Source organism: Pseudoalteromonas sp. PAST1 (assembly GCF_021532515.1).
Classification (GTDB): Bacteria; Pseudomonadota; Gammaproteobacteria; order Enterobacterales; family Alteromonadaceae; genus Pseudoalteromonas; species Pseudoalteromonas simplex.
Window position 1 is genome coordinate 1 of record NZ_JAKGBH010000016.1, and the last position, 15,945, is coordinate 15,945.

General features: G+C 42.7%; 18 protein-coding genes. 14 read left to right on the top strand and 4 right to left on the bottom strand.

Going from position 1 to position 15,945, the window contains the following annotated elements; genetic code table 11:
* Positions 1 to 252 precede the first annotated feature (252 nt).
* Positions 253 to 1,425: an NRAMP family divalent metal transporter gene (locus tag L1272_RS09650; RefSeq protein ID WP_419177721.1), complete on the top strand. Its 1,173-nt coding sequence runs from the start codon at positions 253 to 255 to the stop codon at positions 1,423 to 1,425.
* A 128-nt stretch (positions 1,426 to 1,553) separates the two neighbouring features.
* Here the strand turns inward: L1272_RS09650 and L1272_RS09655 are convergent, their stop codons facing one another.
* The 3 genes from L1272_RS09655 to L1272_RS09665 are packed head-to-tail and all read right to left on the bottom strand — an operon-like array spanning position 1,554 to position 3,877.
* The gene (locus L1272_RS09655) at positions 1,554 to 2,741 is read right to left on the bottom strand and encodes a vWA domain-containing protein (protein WP_054551134.1); all 1,188 of its coding nucleotides are present in this window, start codon (positions 2,739 to 2,741) and stop codon (positions 1,554 to 1,556) included.
* A gap of 1 nt (position 2,742) precedes the next feature.
* Complete coding sequence (locus L1272_RS09660; protein ID WP_054551135.1) at positions 2,743 to 3,591, bottom strand: AAA family ATPase; 849 nt, start codon at positions 3,589 to 3,591, stop codon at positions 2,743 to 2,745.
* A gap of 52 nt (positions 3,592 to 3,643) precedes the next feature.
* The gene (locus L1272_RS09665; RefSeq protein ID WP_419177722.1) at positions 3,644 to 3,877 is read right to left on the bottom strand and encodes a DUF1653 domain-containing protein; all 234 of its coding nucleotides are present in this window, start codon (positions 3,875 to 3,877) and stop codon (positions 3,644 to 3,646) included.
* A 63-nt stretch (positions 3,878 to 3,940) separates the two neighbouring features.
* On the opposite strand from L1272_RS09665, the gene L1272_RS09670 reads away from it, so the two are divergent.
* From L1272_RS09670 to rpoS, 11 genes are read left to right on the top strand one after another with little or no spacing between them, the layout of a single operon-like run.
* Positions 3,941 to 4,423, top strand: coding sequence for a DUF2947 domain-containing protein (locus tag L1272_RS09670; protein ID WP_054551137.1), 483 nt, complete (start codon positions 3,941 to 3,943; stop codon positions 4,421 to 4,423).
* A 59-nt stretch (positions 4,424 to 4,482) separates the two neighbouring features.
* Complete coding sequence (locus tag L1272_RS09675; RefSeq protein ID WP_054560904.1) at positions 4,483 to 5,115, top strand: hypothetical protein; 633 nt, start codon at positions 4,483 to 4,485, stop codon at positions 5,113 to 5,115.
* 22 nt (positions 5,116 to 5,137) lie between these two features.
* Entirely contained in the window at positions 5,138 to 5,428 is a 291-nt protein-coding gene (gene ftsB, locus L1272_RS09680; protein ID WP_054551139.1) for a cell division protein FtsB, read from the top strand.
* Positions 5,418 to 6,119: a 2-C-methyl-D-erythritol 4-phosphate cytidylyltransferase gene (ispD, locus tag L1272_RS09685; RefSeq protein ID WP_054551140.1), complete on the top strand. Its 702-nt coding sequence runs from the start codon at positions 5,418 to 5,420 to the stop codon at positions 6,117 to 6,119. Before ftsB ends, ispD begins: the two co-directional genes overlap by 11 nt.
* Entirely contained in the window at positions 6,116 to 6,598 is a 483-nt protein-coding gene (gene ispF, locus L1272_RS09690; protein ID WP_054551141.1) for a 2-C-methyl-D-erythritol 2,4-cyclodiphosphate synthase, read from the top strand. Before ispD ends, ispF begins: the two co-directional genes overlap by 4 nt.
* Positions 6,595 to 7,623, top strand: coding sequence for a tRNA pseudouridine(13) synthase TruD (gene truD, locus L1272_RS09695; protein WP_235373271.1), 1,029 nt, complete (start codon positions 6,595 to 6,597; stop codon positions 7,621 to 7,623). The genes ispF and truD overlap by 4 nt, the downstream gene beginning before the upstream one ends.
* The gene (gene surE, locus L1272_RS09700) at positions 7,624 to 8,388 is read left to right on the top strand and encodes a 5'/3'-nucleotidase SurE (protein WP_235373272.1); all 765 of its coding nucleotides are present in this window, start codon (positions 7,624 to 7,626) and stop codon (positions 8,386 to 8,388) included.
* On the top strand, positions 8,378 to 9,016 hold the full coding sequence (locus L1272_RS09705) for a protein-L-isoaspartate(D-aspartate) O-methyltransferase (protein WP_054551144.1): 639 nt from the start codon (positions 8,378 to 8,380) through the stop codon (positions 9,014 to 9,016). The genes surE and L1272_RS09705 overlap by 11 nt, the downstream gene beginning before the upstream one ends.
* A gap of 11 nt (positions 9,017 to 9,027) precedes the next feature.
* Positions 9,028 to 9,606 carry a YqaA family protein gene (locus tag L1272_RS09710; protein ID WP_054551145.1) on the top strand — a complete coding sequence of 193 codons (579 nt, stop codon included), beginning with the start codon at positions 9,028 to 9,030 and terminating at the stop codon, positions 9,604 to 9,606.
* 42 nt (positions 9,607 to 9,648) lie between these two features.
* A complete protein-coding gene (locus tag L1272_RS09715) occupies positions 9,649 to 10,473 on the top strand; it encodes a peptidoglycan DD-metalloendopeptidase family protein (protein WP_054551146.1) in 825 nt (274 codons plus the stop codon).
* Positions 10,474 to 10,533: 60 nt separating this feature from the next.
* Positions 10,534 to 11,517, top strand: coding sequence for an RNA polymerase sigma factor RpoS (rpoS, locus tag L1272_RS09720; protein ID WP_054551147.1), 984 nt, complete (start codon positions 10,534 to 10,536; stop codon positions 11,515 to 11,517).
* Positions 11,518 to 11,618: 101 nt separating this feature from the next.
* On the opposite strand, the gene mutS is transcribed toward rpoS, so the two are convergent.
* A complete protein-coding gene (gene mutS, locus L1272_RS09725) occupies positions 11,619 to 14,192 on the bottom strand; it encodes a DNA mismatch repair protein MutS (protein ID WP_235373274.1) in 2,574 nt (857 codons plus the stop codon).
* A 21-nt stretch (positions 14,193 to 14,213) separates the two neighbouring features.
* On the opposite strand from mutS, the gene L1272_RS09730 reads away from it, so the two are divergent.
* Positions 14,214 to 14,711, top strand: a complete 498-nt coding sequence (locus L1272_RS09730; protein WP_138599727.1) for a nicotinamide-nucleotide amidohydrolase family protein — start codon at positions 14,214 to 14,216, stop codon at positions 14,709 to 14,711.
* Between the two features lie 58 nt (positions 14,712 to 14,769).
* On the top strand, positions 14,770 to 15,816 hold the full coding sequence (recA, locus tag L1272_RS09735) for a recombinase RecA (protein ID WP_054551150.1): 1,047 nt from the start codon (positions 14,770 to 14,772) through the stop codon (positions 15,814 to 15,816).
* Positions 15,817 to 15,945: the final 129 nt, after the last annotated feature.

Genomic DNA, 15,945 nt, shown 5'->3' on the forward strand with positions numbered 1-15,945 from the left:
ACTTGCTAACTTGCTAACTTGCTAACTTGCTAACTTGCTAACTTGCTAACTTGCTAACTTGCTAACTTGCTAACTTGCTAACTTGCTAACTTGCTAACTTGCTAACTTGCTAACTTGCTAACTTGCTCTGCTTCCAATCTCACCTAAAACGCTGTAAGTTGCTTGTAACTAAGAATAAAACACACACAACTTATGCAATCAGCAGTATCAAATTGGCAGTCTAAATTAAATGCTTTAGGGCCGGGGATTTTAATGGCTACAGCCGCCATTGGTGGCTCACATCTAGTAGCATCAACACAAGCCGGGTCGTTATTCGGCTGGCAGCTATTTTGGCTAATCATTGTAGTTAACGTATTGAAGTACCCATTCTTTCGATTTGGCATGGAGTACACGCTCGCGACCAAACAAAGTTTAGTTGAGGGCTACAAGCAAAAAGGACCTGGGTATTTCTATAGCTTTATTGCGCTTAATATAGTCGCCGCCGTAGTGAATACTGCGGGGGTTTTATTATTAACGGCCAGTCTGTTGCACTATGCATTACCTGTCACAATTTCTGTAACCTTATTATGCTGGCTGATTTTAGCTGTGTGTTTGCTTATTTTGTTGTTAGGGCATTTTAAAGCGCTCGATAATGTCTCAAAGCTCATTATGGGGCTGTTAACGGTTACTACCTTAGCAGCGCTAGTTGTTGCTATTAATAATGGCCCAATGGCACCGGTTGACTATGTGGGGCCGTCGCCGTACGAACTTGCTATGCTCGGCTTTATGGTCGCGCTCATGGGCTGGATGCCTGCGCCTATCGAAATATCAGCAATTAGCTCACTGTGGCTAAAAGAAAAGCAGCATCAACAAGTCGTGACAAAACAACAAGGCTTGTTTGATTTTAATTTGGGCTACTGGCTTACCGCAGCACTTGCGTTAGTGTTTTTCTCATTAGGTGTATTAGTGCAATATGGCCAAGCACAAGCAGTGCAATTAGGTGGAGTCGCCTTTGCCAAGCAGCTAATTGATATGTATGCCCTCACTATGGGCGAGTGGGCAAGGCCTCTGGTTTCAGGTATCGCTTTTTTATGTATGTTTGGCACCACACTTACGGTACTTGACGGCTACGCCAGAACATTAAATGAGTCGCATAAACTGCTACCGATTAAACAATCTAAGCACAGTTTAAATATGTGGTTATTACTACAAGCATTTGCAGGTATGGCAGTGATTTTATTCTTTAAATCAGCCCTTGGCCCAATGCTTACTTTTGCTATGACCCTCGCTTTTGTAACCACTCCTGTATTTGCATGGCTGAACTTTAGTTTAGTGCGCTCAGAACCCAGCATTCATCACTCACCTTTATTACGCACCCTAAGCTGGCTAGGTTTGCTTTATTTAGTGGGCTTTGCGCTGGTGTTTTTGGTTTGGAAGGGAATGTAAATGGGAGCTGTCAGCTTTCAGCCGTCAGTTTATAGCTGATCGAGAAGGGGCTTAGTTATTTGTATTTATAAACAATTATAACTTTACATTCATTTCTCAGTTTTTATGCTGTTTGACGGCTGATAGCTCTAACTCAACTCCCTAATCGCATTACTAATCCCATCTAGCGTGAGTGGGTACATGCGGTTATCCATTAACTGCTTTATAAAATCAATTGATTGATAATAGCGCCAGTGTTCAACGGGTTGTGGGTTGAGCCAAGCGACTTTATCAAAGTGATTGGTTATGCGGTTTAACCAAGCGCTGCCGGGTTCTTCATTCCAATGCTCCACGCTGCCACCAGGGTAAGCGATTTCGTAAGGGCCCATGGTGGCATCGCCAACAAAGATCACCTTGTAGTCGCTGGTGAACTTGTTAATCAAGGTCATGGTATCAATGACGTTTGAGTGACGACGCTCGTTGTCTTGCCAAACATGCTCATATAAACAGTTATGAAAATAGTAAAACTCAAGGTGTTTAAACTCGCTGTGGGCGGCGCTAAATAGCTCTTCGCAGGTATGAATGTAATCATCCATTGAACCGCCGATATCAAACAACATTAATACTTTTACTGCATTATGGCGCTCTGGTGCCATTTTCACATCCAACATACCGCCTTGCTTTGCAGTTGCGCGGATGGTTTCGGTTAAATCGAGAGTATCACTTGCACCAGTACGGGCAAATTTACGCAGTTTTTTTAGAGCGAGTTTAATGGTGCGCGAGCCGATTTCACGGTCACTATCAAGGTTTCGGTAGCTGCGTTTATCCCACACTTTTACCGCACGGCGATGTCGGTTACCGTCTTGGCCTATGCGCACACCTTCAGGGTTATACCCATAGGCGCCAAATGGTGAAGTGCCACCGGTACCCACCCACTTATTGCCCCCTGCATGGCGCTTTTGCTGCTCTTCAAGGCGTTGCTTGAGGGTTTCCATGAGTTTATCAAGGCCGCCCATGGCTTGTAATTGCGCTTTTTCTTCTTCGCTTAAGTGTTTTTCAAACTCTTTGCGCAGCCAATCATCAGGCAAGGCATGTTGCTGTTTTAAGCTTTCGAGCAGATCAAGGTCGGCCACGCCACTAAAATAATCTGCAAAGGCTTTATCAAAACGATCAAAGTGGGTTTCATCCTTGACCATGATGGTACGCGCTAAGTAATAAAACGCGTCAACATCGGCAAAAATAACCCCTTGCTTGAGCGCATTGATCAAATCAAGTAGCTCTCGCAAACTAACAGGTAAGCGATATTCGCGAAGTTTAAAGAAAAACGCAATTAACATCTTAACGGCGGCTCATAAACGCAAGTTTTTCGATTAAGCTAATGTCTTGCTCGTTCTTCAATAGTGCGCCAAACATTGGCATTAAGCCGCCTTTTTGGCTTTTATCATGCAGTGTTTTAGCGTCTATATCTTCGGCCATCAGTAGCTTTAACCAATCGAGTAGTTCGCTGGTTGATGGCTTTTTCTTAATGCCATTTACGTCACGTAGATTAAAGAACACCTCAAGTGCTTGGCGAACTAAATCTTGTTTAACATGCGGGTGATGTACATCGATAATTTGTGCCATTTCTTCACTACTTGGAAAATCAATGTAATGGAAAAAACAACGACGTAAAAAGGCGTCTGGCAGTTCTTTTTCGTTATTTGACGTAATGATCACAATCGGACGTTGCTTTGCAATAACTCGCTCGCCAGTCTCATAAACATGAAACTCCATTTTATCGAGCTCTAATAGCAAGTCGTTGGGAAATTCAATATCGGCTTTGTCTATTTCATCAATCAATAGCACAGGGCGCTTGTTATGTTGCTCACCATAGGTAAAGGCTTGCCATAATTTCCCTTTTACAATGTAGTTGCTGATATCGTGCACACGCTCATCACCTAACTGGCTATCGCGAAGGCGCGATACCGCATCATATTCATACAGGCCTTGCTGCGCTTTAGTGGTTGATTTGATATGCCATTGAATTAGCGTGGTGTCTAAGCTTTTTGCAAGCTCCTCGGCCAGCATGGTTTTACCTGTGCCAGGTTCACCTTTAATTAGCAGGGGTTTTTCGAGCAATATTGCTGCGTTAACCGCTTGTTTTAATGAGTTACTGGCAATGTAGTTATCGGTTGAATTAAAAAGCACGATGTCACCTTATCTGGTCTGAGCAGTGATTAATAACGTCATGATGCCACAGTTAGTCGGCGTCTGAAAGGTATGCAAAACGCGGTACTGTTTTACCCTCTACAGTAACTGTTTCTGTAAACATACTAAGTGGGCGTGCCCACATACCAAATTCGCCATATAGCGCTTGATAAATTACCAATGGCTCATTAGTTTCGCTGTGGGTAGCAATATATTCAACTTTGTATTTTGGGCCTTTGTAATGTTGGTAAATACCGGGTTTGATTGTCATGTGTTTATCTCGCATCTTGGAGTCATTTGGGTATAATTGCAGTTTGCACATTTTACGCTGAAACAAACTGCCTAAACTATGAATTATATTTCGTTAGATGAATACAAAAAAGCCTGGGTTTTTCGTCATAAAGATATGCCGATAAGCAGCGAAGACGCAGCGCAAATTAAACCAATGAGCGTTGAACGCGCTGCGGTCTTATGGACTACTATGGTGAGCCGCGAACATGATCACCCTGACTTTTTTGATAAAACAGATTGGTGTGGCAAAGACGACAGCTTTTCAGAGACTATTAATTGGGAAAACGCTTGGGAAGCGGGTGATGAGCAGTTACCAGAAGAAATCCTAAACCACTTAGCGTGGGAAGCTAATACCACTGTTTATTTTTGTATGGCTCGCGACAATATCATTGAAACCAGCTTTGCCGTTTTCAAGCGTTGTTGGCAAAACTTTATGTTTTTAGCTGATGGTAGTTTGTTGTTAGGTAAAAAGCGTGATGCAGTAGTGCAGTTTTTAGAAACTGGTAACGCAAAGTTGGGTAAAAAAGGCGCAGTAAAGTAGCGCTCAATAAACGCTCTATGCTATAAAACAGTCAAGCAATTGTTTTATAAGAGCGCGCATTGTCTAAACCAACTTCACAGAGCGAACACTCGCAACAAGCCGAAATTTGGCAAACTGATGCCGAACGTGCTTTGTATGCGCAGTTATGTAATGCATTTTATGCTCGTGAGATCCCGCGTTTAGTCGATGAACCTGATACTGCAAGGCTTAAACGCTTATTAGCAAGTTTGCCTTACTATATTGAGCGTTTAGCTATGCGTATAGTTAGTGGCGATGCACCATTACAGCTTGATTCACAAAATGGCAGTTGGCTTGAAAAACAAAAAACAACGCCACCTGTTTATAATAAAAAAGACTCAAAAGACTTTTATAGTCAACATGCTAAGCGCGGGTTAATTGTTCCCGTGCTAATTAATGACGAGCAATGTACAACTGTGCGCATAGACAGCTTAGATCAAGTAAGCGACAATAAGGTACATTGCAACGAGCTTGGTTGGTTTGATACTTCAGGTGAATCGCTAGAAAACACGCATATTCAACTGCTTAAGCCTGCAAAGGCAGTGATGGCGGCGGCATGTTGCGGTCATCAATGGCAATTTAATAAACGCATCACACCTAAGCGTTTGTCATTAAGAGAAATGCTACTAGCAAGCAATATAAATTGGCGTAATTTAAAACGCCCTTTGACTTAATTTAACCGCGAAGGAGTGTTCAATGCGGGTTTTTCAATTCGCCTTGTTATGTTTGGCTTTATTTCTGCAATATCGTTTATGGTTTGGTCATAATGGTGTGCAAGATTACACTCGTCTGAAACAAGCGGTTACCTCTCATCAAGACACTAACGCGAAATTATTAAAGCGCAATACTGTACTTAAAGCAGATATAAAAGATCTAAAGCTTGGTCAAGAAGGTATCGAAGAGCGCGCGCGTAATGAATTAGGAATGATTAAACCTGGCGAAACCTTTATTCGCGTTTTGCCGGGCCAACAACAAAATGAAAATTAAGCAAACTATAACCGCCATTGTTCCCGCTGCGGGGGTAGGGAGTCGAATGCAGCATTCGGCGCCAAAGCAGTATATTGAACTGGCGGGTAAAACTATTTTAGAACACACTCTGAGTAAACTTGCAGAACTTAACGAATTAAACACCATAAAAGTAGCAATTAGCGATGATGACGGCTACTTTGCTGATTTACCACACATAGATAAGCGTATTGAGCGTGTGAGTGGTGGTAAAGAGCGCGCTGATTCAGTGCTTAACGCCTTGCTATCACTTGCTGATAATCCACCTGATTGGGTACTTGTGCACGATGCAGCAAGGCCGTTAGTGTGTTTGGCTGATATTCAGCGTTTAATGACAGAATGCATCGCTGCCAATGAAGGCGGTATCTTAGCGTCAAAAGTAAAAGACACCATTAAGCGCGGTCATACCCACAGTGAGCAAACAGTGCCTCGTGATGATTTATGGCAGGCACTCACTCCTCAGTTTTTCCCTTATCAAGCGCTGACTAATGCGCTATCAAGTGCCCTTAAAAATGGTGTGACTATCACTGATGAAGCATCGGCAATTGAATGGGCTAAGCAGCCTGTTAAGCTGGTTGCCGGTCGCAGTGACAATATTAAAATCACCACCCCAGAAGATTTAGATTTAGCAGCATTTTTACTGCAAAAACAACAAAACGAGAGTACCTCATGATTCGAATTGGCCATGGCTTTGATGTACACAAATTTGGCGGCGAAGGCCCGTTGGTAATTTGTGGTGAAAAAATAGATTACCCACAAGGCTTTTTAGCGCATTCAGATGGTGATGTTGCCATTCACGCATTGTGTGATGCTATTTTAGGTGCATTAGCAATGGGGGATATTGGCAAGCATTTTCCAGACACTGCGAGCGAATACGAAAATATTGATAGCCGAATTTTACTACGCCACGTGGTTGGGCTTGCTAAAGAGCAAGGTTACGTACTTGGCAATGCCGATGTGACGATTGTTGCGCAAGCACCAAAAATGTTGCCACATATTCAAGCAATGCGTGAAAACTTATGCCAAGACCTTGAAGCTGATATTTCACAAGTTAATGTGAAAGCAACAACCACAGAGAAGCTAGGGTTTGAAGGCCGCAAAGAAGGTATTTCAAGCCACGCAGTGGTGATTATGAGCAAACTAAGCGCATGAGTGAGTTAAACTACCTATACGGTAAACCTCTTTCTAAGGCTGACTTTAAAACTCACGCCGAAGACTTCATGGTTGATGAAGACTTGGGGATTGAGTTTACTGGTTCTGGTGAACATGTTTGCTTGCAGGTTGTAAAAAAAGGTGAAAATACTCAGTTTATTGCGAAACGCATTTCCGAAAAAGCAGGGGTATCTCCACGTGATGTGAGTTATGCAGGCTTAAAAGACCGTCATGGCGTGTGTACACAGTGGTTTAGCGTGCCAGTACCAATTAAAAAGCACATAGAATTTAGTGAACTGAATAACGAGCAATTTTTTGTAATTTCGCAACAGCGCCATAACCGTAAGCTCAGAACGGGTTGCCATAAAGGCAATCGCTTTACCATTACGTTACGCAACGTGACTGAGCCGCTGGATATTTTGTGCCGTATCAACGCGGTGCGTGCAGGGGTGCCTAATTACTTTGGTGAGCAGCGCTTTGGGCATGGTGGTCACAACCTTGAAATGGCAAAGCGCATGTTTGCTGGAGAGCGTATCCGCGATAAAAAATTGCGTGGTTTAGTTATTTCAGCTGCACGATCTTATGTATTTAATGAAATTGTGAGTATGCGGGTTGCCGAGCATGGCCTTGCAAAAACAATGCACCGCGAAGTGTTTATGCTCAGCGGCAGTAATGCATTTTTTGAAGACAACATTAGTGATGACAATATTGCTCGCTTAGCGTCTGGTGATATTGTGATGTCGGCCCCCATGGTTGGTAAAGGCGAAAAAGGCCTGACCGAAACCGAAAAAGTGTGGCTAGAACCTTATCAATCTTGGATAGAGGGCCTTAGCGAACTTGGCCTTAAGAATGAGCGTAGAATGTTACGCCTTATTCCTGATTCATTAGCTGTTGAAACGATTGACGAAACTACTTTAAAGTTAAGCTTTGGTCTACCAAAAGGCTGTTTTGCTACTGCCTTACTGCGTGAGTTGGTGGACTATCAAGATGCAAGCCCCAGAGAACAAAAACAAAAGGATGCGTAAATGAAAATCTTATTGAGCAATGATGATGGCGTACATGCTAAAGGGATTGCGGTTTTGTATCATGCATTAACGCAAATTGCAGATGTGACTTTAGTGGCGCCAGATCGCAATTGCAGTGGCGCAAGTAATTCATTAACGCTCATGAACCCATTGCGTGCAACCACCCTTGATAATGGCTTTATTTCGATTAATGGCACGCCGACTGACTGTGTGCACTTAGGGGTTAACGAGTTAACCGAGCAGCAGCCAGATCTAGTGGTTGCAGGAATAAACCACGGCGCTAACCTAGGTGATGATACCTTGTATTCAGGCACCGTTGCAGCCGCCACAGAAGGACGCCACTTAGGATTGCCGGCGATTGCTGTGTCGTTATGCTCTAAAGAAGGAAATCACTTTGAAACTGCTGCTGCGGTTGCAGTGAGTATTATCAAAGAGTTGGCATCGCACCCATTACCGAAAGATCAAATCATCAACTTAAACGTGCCAGATATTCCGCTTACAGAGCTCAAAGGAGTTAAGGTAACCCGTTTAGGTTCGCGTCATAAAGCTGAAACCATGACGAAACAACAAGACCCATGGGGCCGTGATGTTTATTGGTATGGTACCCTCGGTGCTGAAAGTGATGCTGGTGAAGGCACTGATTTTTATGCCATAAATAATGGTTATGCATCAGTGACCCCGCTTAGTGTTGATATGACGGCGAAAGAGAGCTTACAAGCCGTCGATAGCTGGTTAGCAAATATGGAGATTAATAGTGCTGACTAATTATAATCGCAGCGCACTGGCATTAGCAGAGTTATTGAAACGCGAAGGTGTAGAAGACAGCACTGTGCTTGAAGCGATAGCCTCAACACCCAGACACATTTTTATCGATGATGTTTTACAGCACAAAGCTTATCAAAATACCGCATTGCCAATTGGTCAAGGACAAACGATTTCGCAGCCTTATATTGTCGCACGTATGACTGAGCTACTTCGCTTAGCGGGCGTACGTGATAAAGTGCTCGAAATTGGCACAGGGTCTGGCTACCAAACGGCAATACTGGCAAAAACGTTCACTAAAGTGTGCTCGGTAGAGCGTATAAAAGCACTACAGTGGCAAGCAAAACGCCGTTTGCACAAACTCGATTTATATAATGTCACCATGAAACATGGTGATGGTTGGCAAGGCTGGCAATCACAAGCGCCGTTTGAGGGGATTATTGTTACAGCTGCAGCCGCCACTATGCCACAAGGGTTACTTGCTCAATTGGCTGATGGGGGCGTTATGATTGCACCTATCGGTGAGCAAGATCAGCAATTAATGATGGTCGTTAGAAATGGCGATACTTTCACAGAACATAAAGTTGCACCAGTAAGATTTGTACCTTTGGTACCTGGTGATATTGAATAGGACGTTAAACTTTGAAGTTGTTTACTAAGTTATATGATATGGCACTGGTATGGGCTAAACATCGCCATGCAGAGCGTTATTTAGCAGGGATGAGTTTTGCTGAATCTGTTTTTTTTCCGGTACCACCGGATGTCATGCTAGCACCTATGTCACTTGCTCAACCAGATAAAGCATGGCGTTTTGCCAGCTTTACGACGATTGCTTCAGTGATTGGTGGTATTTTAGGTTACTTACTTGGCTTTTGGTTATTCGAACCTGTGGTCGAGCCGCTGATTGCGCAAATGGGTTGGCAAGCGAAATTTGACACAGCGCTAAGTTGGTTTGAAAACTACGGTGTGTGGGTGGTGTTTTTAGCGGGCTTCTCCCCCATACCTTATAAGGTTTTCACCATAGGTGCTGGTTTGATGCAAATGGCATTTCTGCCGTTTCTAATTGCTTCGGCAATTGGTCGTGGCGCACGCTTTTTCTTAGTGTCGGCTTTAATGAAGTGGGGCGGCGTTAAAATGGAGCAGAAATTACGTCAATATGTTGAAGCGCTTGGCTGGGGATTAGTTGTTTTAGTTGTGGTTGCGTACTTTTTACTGCGATAACCCGTAAAACCATTAAACTAGTACGATAAGGAGCATTTTACGATGAGCAGGCAGATAACAGTCTATGTTACTTTGTTTCTTAGTATTTTGCTCTTTGGCTGTACTTCTCGCGAAGCCCCAGCACCGGTGAGTAGTTTAGATAATAAAGTTAAACCCGCCACACGCAAAGTTAATATCTCAGGTTCAAAATATGTAGTTAAAAAAGGTGATACATTGTATTCAATTGCCTTTAGTGCTCAGCAAGATTTTCGAACCCTCGCAAAAATAAACGATATTCCAGCACCTTATACCATCTTCCCTGGGCAGAATATTTCGCTCATAAAATCGGCACAAAAACAAAAAAAGACGAAAAAATATACGAATTCGAGTAAAAAGTCTACTGTTTCTATACAAAAAAATAACAAAAAATTAAAGAAAGAGCTTGATCAGCCAAAACAACGAGAGTATGTTCAGAAACAAGCCAACAAAATAATTAGTGAAAAAAAACGTAATTCTAATGCAAAAGTTGTATGGAACTGGCCTGCTAAAGGTAAAGTAACGCAACGCTTCTCTAATAAAGAGAACGGCTTTAAAGGGTTACAGATCACTAATAAACAAGGGGCTTCTGTTGTAGCTGCTGCACATGGAACTGTGGTATACGCGGGCAACGCATTGAGGGGGTATGGTAATTTAATCATTTTGAAACACAATGATGATTACCTAAGTGCATACGCGCACAATTCAAAGTTGCTTGTAAAGGAAAAACAGGAAGTAAAGGCGGGGCAGAAAATAGCAGAAATGGGCAGTTCAGACTCTACGGTTACGGCTTTGAGATTTGAAATTCGTTATCGGGGTCAAGCAGTCAATCCTGCTAAGTATCTACCTTAGCCATTTAGGGTATTGATAAAGTGATTTAGCTCAATCACATATTTGCTCGGGAGGACGCTTATGGGTCACACAGCAAAACTTGAGAAAAAAACTGACGCGATTGACGATAAATTTGATGACACGGTAGTCGAAGAAGAGTCTTCTGAATTACTTGAAGAAGTCGACAACGAAGATGAAATTTTTGCAAAAGAAGAAGTTGCCAAGAATTTAGATGCTACACAGCTGTATCTTGGTGAGATTGGTTTTTCTCCGCTGTTAAGCGCAGAAGAAGAAGTCTATTTTGCTCGAAAAGCACTGAAAGGCTGTGAAGCCTCTCGCAAGCGAATGATTGAAAGTAATTTACGTTTAGTGGTGAAAATTGCCCGCCGCTATAACAACCGTGGCCTTGCGCTACTAGACCTTATTGAAGAAGGTAATTTAGGCCTTATCAGAGCCGTTGAGAAATTTGACCCAGAACGTGGTTTTCGTTTTTCAACTTATGCAACTTGGTGGATACGTCAAACCATTGAACGTGCCATCATGAACCAAACACGTACGATTCGTTTACCTATTCATGTGGTCAAAGAGCTTAATGTTTATTTAAGAACAGCCCGTGAATTAACGCAGAAACTTGATCATGAACCTACTGCAGAAGAAATTGCAGAGTGCTTAGATAAGCCGGTTGAAGATGTTACTAAGATGCTGCGTTTAAACGAAAAAATCACCTCGGTGGATACACCTATCGGTGGTGAAAATGACAAAGCGTTATTAGATATTATCGCCGATGAGAAAGACTACGGTCCAGAAGGCGAAGTACAAAACAATGACATCAACAAGCACATTGTTGATTGGCTTGGAGAGTTAAACCCGAAACAGCGTGAAGTACTTGCTCGTCGTTTTGGTTTACTGGGCTATGAGCCATCAACCCTTGAAGATGTTGGTCGTGAAATTGGCTTAACACGTGAACGTGTAAGACAAATTCAAGTGGAAGCATTACGTCGCTTAAAAGACATTTTGCAACACGAAGGTTTAAGTACAGATAGCCTATTCGACCAATTCACCTAATTTGACAACAATGAATACCTGATCAAGGGTATAGAACCCACGGGTTCAGAACACACAAAAAAGCTGACGTTACGTCAGCTTTTTTTATATCCACTCAAAATTTAAAGTAAATCTTTTAATTGATACAGTAGTTGGTGTGCTTGTCTTGGCGTTAGGCTATCTGGATCAAGCTGTTTTAAGGTTAATTCAAGCTCTGAAGGTTCATCATCAAAACTTAATGTTTGCTGTTGTTGCTCAATAGGGGCAGTAACAGGTTGATGATTCTCAAGCATTTTAAGCTTTTGTTTTGCTTGTTGGATCACCGCTTTTGGTACACCAGCCAAGGCAGCAACTTGTAAGCCAAAGCTCTTGCTTGCTGCGCCTTCAAGCACGGTATGCATAAAGGCAATGGTGTCGTTATGCTCAATGGCATCGAGGTGCACATTAACCAGCCCCGTTTTTTGCTCGGCCAGTTCGGTTAGCTCAAAATAGTGGGTTGCAAACAAAGTTTTAGCAGCAATTTTTGATGCTAAATAATCAGCCGTTGCATAGGCAAGCGATAAACCATCATAAGTTGAAGTACCGCGACCAATTTCATCCATCAGTACCAGTGATTGCGCTGTGGCGTTATTTAAAATTGTTGCAGTTTCGGTCATTTCAACCATGAAGGTTGAGCGCCCTGATGCTAGGTCATCACTTGCGCCAATACGCGTAAAAATACGGTCAATATTACCAATTTCTGCACTATCAGCAGGAACGTAACAACCAATGTGAGCCATCAAAACAATAAGTGCGGTTTGGCGCATATAGGTCGATTTACCACCCATATTTGGACCTGTGATAATTAACATTTTACGGTCGTTATTGAGCTCTACAGGGTTGGCAATAAACGGGTCTTTCATTACTTGTTCTACCACTGGGTGGCGACCCTGTTTAATACTGATATTATCGTTATCGCACAGTGTTGGCTTAGCATAATTGAGCGCTTGCGCACGTTCAGCTAAATTGTTCAGTACATCTAAATCTGCTAAAACAGCTGCCATTGTTTGTAACTGCTCAATGTGCGGAGCAATAAACTCAAAGAGTTGCTCGTAAAGCTGTTTTTCAAGTGCTAGTGCTTTTGACTGGCTACCAAGTACTTTATCTTCGTGCTCTTTAAGCTCAGGGATAATATAGCGCTCATTATTTTTTAGCGTTTGACGGCGAATATAATCGGCAGGAACCAAATGCGAGTTAGCGCGACTTACTTCAATAAAAAAACCATGCACCTTGTTATAGCCAATTTTTAAAGTGCTAATGCCTGTGCGTTCACGCTCACGTTCTTCAAGCTTTTCGAGAATATCGGTTGCGCCTTGGCTTAGGGCACGCCATTCATCAAGCTCACTGTTATAACCCGGGGCAATAACACCTCCATCACGAATAAGCACCGGTGGGGTTTCGATGACAGCACGTTCTAGTAAGTCTTGTAGCTCAGGTAATTGCTGTGATTGCGCTATTATTTGACTAATACGCGGATCGTTGGCGTCCAGAAGTAATTTGTGTAATGGTGCCAGAGCTTGCAGTGCGCTACGCAGGCGCGTTAAATCACGCGGGCGTGCTGTGCAAAGCGCTAAACGGGCGATAACACGCTCAATGTCGCCAATTTGCTTTAATGACTCTTGTAGCTCACCACATAATTGCGCATCGATAATTGCACTAATAGCGTTTAGTCGAGAGTTGAGCTCTGTTTTGCTGCGCACTGGTGTATGAATACGACGCTTTAATAAGCGTGAACCCATCGCAGTCGCTGTTTTATCAAGTACTTGCGCAAGCGTGTTTTCGTAGCCGCCTGATAAATTAACTGTTAGTTCAAGGTTTTTACGGGTTGCGGCATCTAAGATCACCGCGTGTTCGTTTTGCTCAAGGGTAATCGCACGAATATGCGGCAGGGCAATACGTTGAGTGTCTTTTACATATTGCATTAAGCAGCCCGCAGCCACCAAAGCAGCGTGTGCTTTGTCTACACCAAAACCAACTAAATCTTTGGTGCCAAATTGGTCGCAAAGTAAATGCTGTGCAGTATCTAAATCAAATTCCCATTCTGGGCGACGACGTGCGCCTTTGATATGTTCAATTAAATGCACATTTGCAAATGTTTCACTATAGAGCAGCTCAGCAGGGGCTAAACGTTGTAATGTTGAGCTAAATGCTTCATCAGTATTTACTTCTAATACATTGAATCTGCCAGAGTTAATATCTAAATAAGCAATACCATATAAGCCTTGTTTACTTTGCCACACACTGGTTAGCAAGTTGTCTTGGCGTTCTTGTAATAACGCTTCGTCAGAAATAGTGCCCGGTGTAACAATGCGCACAACTTTACGCTCAACAGGGCCTTTGCTAGTAGCTGGGTCGCCAACTTGTTCACAAATAGCCACCGACTCACCCATTTGTACAAGGCGAGCTAAATAGTTCTCTACTGCGTGATAGGGCACACCCGCCATTGGAATGGGATCGCCACCGGCTTTTCCTCGGTGGGTTTGAGAAATATCAAGAAGTTGTGCTGCACGCTTGGCATCATCAAAGAAAAGTTCGTAAAAGTCGCCCATACGATAAAACAATAAAATATCCCGATGCTCGGCTTTTATTTTTAGATACTGCTGCATCATAGGGGTTTGTTGTTTTATAGTGTGCGGTGCATAAAGATCAAACGACATGTATTTACCCAAAGGCTGAATATGGAATTACATCAAGAGATTAAAACACTTGCTGCGAAATTAGGAGCTATTTTAACGGATAAACGCTTATGGATCACTACCGCAGAATCATGCACTGGCGGTGGAGTGAGTTATGCGCTCACCGATACCCCGGGCAGTTCTAATTATATTGACCGAGCGTTTGTTACTTATAGTAATCAAGCAAAACATGAGCTCATTGGCGTTAGCGAGCAAACTTTAAACAGCTTTGGCGCGGTGAGTGAACAAACCGTTGTTGAAATGGCATCGGGGGCGGCAAAAGCTGCAAACGCAGATATCGCAATAGCTATTTCGGGGATAGCAGGCCCCGGTGGTGGAACACTGGATAAACCTGTGGGATTAGTGTGGTTTTGTATTCATTTTGCTGGTCAAAACTACCCAAGCAAACAGGTTTTCGCTGGTGATAGAGCTGAAGTTAGACTGCAAGCTATTGTTTATTCGTTAAAAAACATAATTGAATTGATAAAATCTGAAAATTAGCTTGATACTGTGATTTCATACAGTATACTGTCTGCATTAGCCGGATTTGGAGAACAGAATGAACGATAACAAACAAAAAGCCTTAGACGCTGCTTTATCACAAATTGAGCGTCAATTTGGTAAAGGCTCAATTATGAAACTGGGCGACAACAAAGCCCTAGATATTGAAGCAATCTCAACAGGTTCACTTGGTATCGATATCGCACTAGGTATTGGTGGTTTACCTACAGGCCGTATTGTTGAAGTGTATGGTCCTGAATCATCAGGTAAAACAACACTTACTTTACAAGTTATCGCTGAAGCTCAAAAGCAAGGTAAAACGTGTGCATTCGTAGATGCTGAGCACGCTTTAGATCCTGTATACGCACAAAAATTGGGCGTAAACATTGATGATTTACTTGTTTCTCAGCCAGACACGGGTGAGCAAGCATTAGAAATTTGTGACATGTTAGTTCGTTCAAGTGCTGTTGATGTTGTGATTGTTGACTCGGTAGCAGCTTTAACACCTAAAGCTGAAATCGAAGGTGACATGGGTGACTCACACATGGGTCTGCAAGCTCGCTTAATGTCACAAGCATTACGTAAGCTTACAGGTAACATCAAGCGTTCAAACACACTATGTATTTTCATCAACCAAATCCGTATGAAAATTGGTGTTATGTTTGGTAACCCTGAAACAACAACAGGCGGTAACGCACTTAAATTCTACGCTTCAGTACGTATCGATATTCGTCGTATTGGTTCAGTGAAAGAAGGCGATGAGGTTGTTGGTAACGAAACCCGCGTTAAAGTTGTTAAAAACAAGGTTGCTCCGCCGTTTAAACAAGCTGAGTTCATCATCATGTATGGTGAAGGTATTTCTAAACAAGGCGAACTAATCGATCTAGGCGTTAAGCATAAGATTGTTGAAAAATCAGGTGCTTGGTACAGCTACAATGGCAGCAAAGTTGGTCAAGGTAAAGCAAACTCAATTAAGTTCTTAAAAGACAACCCAGAGATCGCAGATGAGATCGAAGGTAAGTTACGTGAGATGCTATTACTTCAAGCAACTGTGCAACCAGAAGATGGTGAAGATGCAGGCCTATTAGCTGAAGACGAGCTATAAACACCGCAAAAGAGTATAGTTAAGCGTGATTTGACCCGCACTTAACACAAAAAGACCGCTACACAGTTAGCGGTTTTTTTATGGTTGTTTGTAGCAGCGATTTTATATCGCGTTTAATTGCAGAACTTA